General features: G+C 69.9%; 7 protein-coding genes. 2 read left to right on the forward strand and 5 right to left on the reverse strand.

The features are described from left to right. From KBZ04_RS13820 to KBZ04_RS13835, 4 genes are all read right to left on the reverse strand, one after another. A partial coding sequence (locus tag KBZ04_RS13820) for an alpha/beta hydrolase (protein ID WP_254992483.1) occupies nucleotides 1–216 on the reverse strand: 216 nt, incomplete at its 3' end. A gap of 58 nt (nucleotides 217–274) precedes the next feature. Continuing rightward, nucleotides 275–1,813 (reverse strand): alpha/beta hydrolase family protein, encoded by a 1,539-nt coding sequence (locus KBZ04_RS13825; RefSeq protein ID WP_254992484.1) that lies wholly within the window; start codon nucleotides 1,811–1,813, stop codon nucleotides 275–277. Between the two features lie 85 nt (nucleotides 1,814–1,898). After that, on the reverse strand, nucleotides 1,899–2,555 hold the full coding sequence (locus KBZ04_RS13830; protein ID WP_254992485.1) for a Crp/Fnr family transcriptional regulator: 657 nt from the start codon (nucleotides 2,553–2,555) through the stop codon (nucleotides 1,899–1,901). A 295-nt stretch (nucleotides 2,556–2,850) separates the two neighbouring features. Then, nucleotides 2,851–3,276 carry a thiol-disulfide oxidoreductase DCC family protein gene (locus KBZ04_RS13835; protein WP_254992486.1) on the reverse strand — a complete coding sequence of 142 codons (426 nt, stop codon included), beginning with the start codon at nucleotides 3,274–3,276 and terminating at the stop codon, nucleotides 2,851–2,853. 120 nt (nucleotides 3,277–3,396) lie between these two features. On the opposite strand from KBZ04_RS13835, the gene KBZ04_RS13840 reads away from it, so the two are divergent. Beyond that, entirely contained in the window at nucleotides 3,397–4,230 is an 834-nt protein-coding gene (locus tag KBZ04_RS13840; protein WP_254992487.1) for a lysophospholipid acyltransferase family protein, read from the forward strand. On the opposite strand, the gene KBZ04_RS13845 is transcribed toward KBZ04_RS13840, so the two are convergent. Further along, entirely contained in the window at nucleotides 4,221–4,787 is a 567-nt protein-coding gene (locus tag KBZ04_RS13845; protein ID WP_254992488.1) for a hypothetical protein, read from the reverse strand. The two genes, KBZ04_RS13840 and KBZ04_RS13845, sit on opposite strands and share 10 nt — an antisense overlap. Nucleotides 4,788–4,990: 203 nt before the next feature. On the opposite strand from KBZ04_RS13845, the gene KBZ04_RS13850 reads away from it, so the two are divergent. Beyond that, on the forward strand, nucleotides 4,991–5,530 hold a 540-nt coding region (locus KBZ04_RS13850), incomplete at its 3' end, for a MarC family protein (protein ID WP_254992489.1).

Genomic DNA, 5,530 nt, shown 5'->3' on the forward strand with positions numbered 1-5,530 from the left:
GCCCAGACGCAGGGCATCCCCCAGCAGGCCCACGGCCTCCCCCGTACGGGCCAGCCGCTCCAGGTCGGCAACGGGGATCGAGCGGCGGAAGGCTCCGCTGACGAACACCACCTGCTCGGCCGCCCGGGCCGATGGGGCGGCCAGGGTCAGAAGGGCGGCCAGGCCGGCGCCGCCCCAGGCGCGGGCCGATGGCGGCAGGGGGAGCCGAGGCGACATCAGGGAGGCGCTGGAAGCATGGGGGCCAAGTGTGGGTCAGACGGCGGGCCCTTTCGGCTCAGGGGTTCCAACTCGGCAGCCGGCCGCTCACGTCGGTGAGCGACAGGACCCCATCCCCCCAGCCATCCGGCGGCAAGAGGGCCGGGGCCCCTACGCCCGGGGCGACCCCTGGACCCGCGGCGAAGGCTCCGTTCACCCAGCACAGCAGCAGACCCCGCAGGGGCCCTCCGCCCTGGTCGTAGGGGGAGCCCAAATTGAAGTGATCGCCGCCGCCCGCCAGTACGAGGCGATGCCCCTGCTTGGCCTGGCGGGCGATGCGGGCCATCGGGGCGATGGCCTCAGGGCCGGGTGGCACCACCCAGTCGCGGCTGCCGCTCACCAGCAGCACCCGACCCCGGAACACAGGGGAGGTCTCGGCATCGAACAGGAGCGCCATCGGCGGACTCACCGCCACCACCGCCTTCACCCGCGGGTCGGCCAGGGCCGCCTGGTCGATCGCGTCGAGGAAGCTGCACTGCAGCACCCAGCTGAGGTTGCGCTGGGGGTCCCGCACATCGTTGCAGCGCTGCTTCAGTTGCTGGGAGCTGGGCCGGGCGCCCGCCAGCTGGAGGGCGGTGGTGGCCCCCCAGGACTGGCCCAGCACCACCACCGAACCGGTGTTCACACCGGGCGGCAGCCCCAGCTGCCCCGCCGCCGCCGCGTCGATCAGGGCGGAGATGTCGAGGGGCCGCAGGCGCAGCTCCGCCGGGCCGGGCGGGGGCACCTTGCCGGAGAGCATGGCTTGCTGCTGGGTCCGGTCGCTGCCTGGATGGCGGGGCAGCAGCACGGTGTAGCCGTGGCTGGCCAGATGCCGCCCCCAGCCCTCGAAGCTTTCCGGCCCATCCCAGAGCCCATGGGAGATCGCCACCAGGCGGCCGGAGGCCTGCTGGGACGGACGGATCACCACCACCTCCAGCGGCAGGGGCCGGTAGGTCACCGGCAGGTTCAGGGTGTCCCGCCGCACCGCCAGCGCCCCCGGCCCGGCCAGGGCGGGATCCACTGTCGCCGGGGTTTCCCCCTCCAGCAGCTGGGTCGCCGCCCGCAGCTGACCGTTCATCCGCTGGAGCAGGAACAGGCCCTTGCCGACATCCACGGTGGCTGTGTGGCCAGGGATGGCCTGGAGCACCCCCAGCATCGTCAGGGCCCCCTGGCCCGCGGCCCGGTCGAGAACCTGCAGCACGGTGTCACTGGAGACTTCGGCTGGCAGACCGTCGACGCCCCCGAGGGATGAGAGCAGCAGCAGCGCCTGCTGGGCCAGGGGGGAGGGGACCACCTGGCGGGCCACATCCAGGGCCTGCAGGGGCAGGGGGGTGTTGAACAGTTCCACCATCCGTTGCCCGATGGCCCCCTGGGTGGCCTGGTCGAACTCGGCCAGGTCGCTGGCACCGGCCAGCAGGCTGCGGGGATCGCGCAGCTCAGCCAGCCGGATGGTGAAGGTGGTGTCCAGCAGCGGCAGCTTCAGCTCGATCTGCTCCAGGGCCAGCACCGGAGGGGGAACGGCAATGGCGGCGGCCAGGGCGAGGGTCACCGGGATCCGGGATGGAGCAGCCTGGGTCACCTCAGCACCCCCTTGGGTCGGGGGCGCATCCTGGCAGAGCTGGAGCGGCCTGACCCTGGCGGCGGGCCCAATCCCGTGCAGGGCTTCAGGGGGTAGGAAAGCCGGCTTTCCTGTGGGCAGGAGGCTCCTGGCTCAGTGTTCTTGGGAAGGAGAGGGAAGAACCGCTGAAGGGGGCGAGGCCGGTGCTCAGCGGACCATGGCCGTCGGTGCGTGGCACCAGCAGATCGGCCTCACTGACTCTCACCACCAGGCCCTGACTGCGGAAGCGCGTCAGCGCCTTGGTGACCGTGACCCTGGTCATGCCGCCGATGTCGGCCAGATGACGGTGGGACAGGTTCATGTCCTCCAGGGAGAGGGTTGTGCCGCTGCTGTTGATCCGGCCGAAGCGGCCGCCGATCCAGTGCAGCAGCCGCAGCAGGCGTGCCTCGGCGGGTCTGATGCGGTGAATCTGGAGCAGTTGGGCGGTCTGGGTGATCTGATCGCGCAGGAAGTCGAGGACGTCGCTCTCGCTTGGTTGGTGCTCTTCCACGGTCACCCGGGCAAGGGAGATGAGCTCGTAGGGCCTAATTCCACAACCTGTGGGTGTGATCAGATCACCGGGACCCCAGATTCCGAGGGTGATGGATTCACCCTCCACGTTCCAGGTGTTGGCACGGACGTAGCCATCATCGATCCGCCAGCTGATGTCGGGCGGCAGAGGATCATCGGAGCGAAGGGTCAGGCGCAACGGGCGGGCAGGCATGGCGATCGTCATGGCACGAGGGCAGGCATGGCGTCAGAGTCCTTCTGTTGGGGTAGACCTTCAGAAGAGGCTTGTGTTGAAGTCCGGGAACGGTAATGACCCGTTTCAGCCATTGGGTGGCCGTACCGGGCAGCATTGCCAATCCGCCTGATAAGCCCCGGTGATTGGATGGCGCTGGCCTCCCAAGCCGGCTTCTCCAAGCTGGCTTCAGAGCCGACGAAGTCTCCAAGAACCCCATGCGTTCTTTGCCAATGGGCAAGAAAGCTGTTCTGCCGGAATCGTGCGGAGCGGCCCTTCAGGCCCCCAGCGTCCGGATGTTGGCCGTTTTGGAGCGATTGCATCGGCCCTGGCAGAGCACCTCCATGGCCGGCCGGCCGGTGATGGCCAGCCGCCAGCGGGCCCAAAGCCGGTAGAGGGCGTCCACCAGCGGCCGCAGCAGGGGCCAGCCGGTGGGGGCGTAGAGCCAGCCGAGCCCCACCAGCCCATAGGCCTGGCGGAAGACCTCCACATCCCGAATCACCGCACCGTCGGCGCGCAGGGCGTGCATGCGGCCCATGGCGTCCGCGTAGGTGATGCCGCCGTACCGGGCAGCGTCGTAGGTGGGGTCATCCACATCCACGAAGGCCAGGCGGCCCCGCTCCGCATCGCGGCGGCGCAGGATCCCTACCTCCCGCAGGCACAGGGGGCAGCCGCCATCGAACAGCAGGGTGAGTTCGGCCATGGGGCAGACAGCAGGATCCGGATGCAGCGACGGGCTGCGGACACCGATCAACCCTAGAAAGGGCCGCCAGCGGGTCGGGCCCGCCGGGTCGCCAGACTCCAGCCGACTGTCCTTGCTTCCATGCCCGTGTCCCGCCAGGCCGCGCTGCACCGCTGGCAACGCCGGGATCCGCAGTTGATCCAGCGGCTGATGCCCTTCTGGGGTTGGCTTTATCACCACTACTTCCATGTCGTCTCCGATGGCTGGGAGCACATCCCCGCCGCGGACCCGGTGCTGTTCGTGGGCAGCCACAACGGCGGCCTGGCGGCGCCCGACATGCACATGGTCATGTACGACTGGTTCCGCCGTTTCGGCCTGGAGCGCCCGGTGCTGGGGCTGGCGCACCCGAAGGTCTGGCTGGGCTACCCGCCGCTGGCGGATCTGGCCGCCCGCACCGGCGCCATCCCGTACCACCCGCGCCTGGCCCTGGCAGCCCTGGAGGAGGGGAACAGCCTGCTGGTGTATCCCGGCGGCGGGCAGGACACCTTCCGCCCCCACCGGGACCGGGGCCGTATCCACTTCGCCGGCCGCACCGGCTTCCTGCGCCTGGCGATCTGGCACGACCTGCCGATCGTCCCTGTGATCTCCTGGGGGGCCCACGACACCCTGGTGGTGCTCGAAGACTTCTATCCCCAGTTCCGGGCGCTGCACGAGCGGGGGATGCCCTGGCTGTTCGGCATCGATCCCGAGGTGATGCCCCTCTACCTGGGCCTCCCCTGGGGCCTGGCCCTGGGACCCCTGCTCAACCTGCCCCTGCCGGTGCGGATCCGCACGCGGGTGTGCCCGCCGATCCGCTTCGAGCGCAGCGGCCATGCCGCCAGCCGCGACCGGGTCTATGTGCAGGCCTGCTACCAGCGGGTGACCCACACCATGCAGCAGGCGCTGGACCGGCTGGCGGTCGAGGCTCAGCGGTAACGGGAGGGAGCCCCATAGGACTGGGTGGGAATCGACTGGGGTGACGGGCCACTGCCGAGGCGCTGGGGGAGGCCATCCCGTTGGCGTTGCAGTTCGGCGAGGGAGCGGGTTTCCCCCAGGGCCAGGCCTGTCAGCACCGCCAGTTCCTGTTTGAGCTGGTTGGCGGGTCTGGGATTGACGAAGCGGAAATGGAGCGTCGTCTTGTCGCCGTCGCTGTCGTAGCCCACCACCGAAAAATGCAGATCGGCGGTCTTGCCGGCCTTGGATCCGGCCAGGGCCCCGCCCACCATGCCCCCCACCAGGCCGATCGGGCCCAGCAGCAGGCCACCGGCGATGGCCCCGGCGGTGCCGGCACCCACGGCTCCCACGGTGCCGTTGGTGCTGTCGTAGGTCTCCTGTCCGCCGGCATACCAGCGGGCGATCCGGCCGATGGGAATGAAGCTGATCCTGTCCCCGATGCCATTGGCGTCGAGGTTGATGCTGCAGGGGTTGTTGCCGCAGAGGGCCTGATAGGTGGTGGCCGTCGCCGGGGCGGGAAGCAGCAGGGCCAGGAGCAACGGAGAGGCCTGGCAGGCTCGGAGTCGAAGTCGGGCTCGAGTGACGGTCATAGGTCGAGCTTGGAGGGCCCCGCCAGTCAATCGGCGCTCGCCACCGGCGCAATGGGGCGGGGCCACGGGGTGATGACCGGATGTGTCCGGCGTGGCGGGGCGCCCATGGCTCCGATGATGGTCATCGATTTCCCGGAGTTCCCGGGGCCGCCATGTCCCTGATCAATACGGCCGTTGGCCTGCTGGCGATCAGCTCGCCCATCGGGCTGCTGCCGGTGGTGGTGCAGGCGGGGCGGGGCAATCCCGTGCGCATTCGACGGATCAGCCGCCTGGCGGTGCTCACCTTTCTCTGTGCCCTGATCGCCGCCTGCTGGTGGGGCCAGGCCCTGCTCGACCTGTTCGGCATCACCCTGGAGGCGTTCCGGGTGGCCGGCGGGCTGATCCTGCTGCCCATCGGCCTGCGCCTGATCGATGGGCGGGAAGTGAGCCATGGCTCCCTCGACGGCACCGAAGACAGCGCCGGCGTGGTGCCGATCGGCCTGCCCCTGCTGGCGGGCCCCGGAGCCATTTCCCTGGTCGTGGCCGATGCCCCTTCGGCCTGGCAGGGAAAGGCGGCCCTCAGTGCCGTGATCGGCCTGCTGGCCATCGTGATCTATCTGTTGCTGATCGCTTCGATGCCCCTGCGCCAGGCCCTCGGAGAGCTGCAGGAGAAGGTGATCAGCCGGCTGATGGGCCTGCTGCTGAGTGCGATC

It is taken from the genome of Cyanobium sp. N5-Cardenillas, assembly GCF_024345515.1.
Taxonomy (GTDB): Bacteria; Cyanobacteriota; Cyanobacteriia; order PCC-6307; family Cyanobiaceae; genus Cyanobium.

Excerpts from the sequence above, each read along its gene's own strand:
- KBZ04_RS13830 (WP_254992485.1), bottom strand. The coding sequence starts at position 2,555 with ATGCCTGCCCGCCCGTTGCGCCTGACCCTTCGCTCCGATGATCCTCTG.
- KBZ04_RS13835 (WP_254992486.1), bottom strand. The coding sequence starts at position 3,276 with ATGGCCGAACTCACCCTGCTGTTCGATGGCGGCTGCCCCCTGTGCCTG.
- KBZ04_RS13840 (WP_254992487.1), top strand. The coding sequence starts at position 3,397 with ATGCCCGTGTCCCGCCAGGCCGCGCTGCACCGCTGGCAACGCCGGGAT.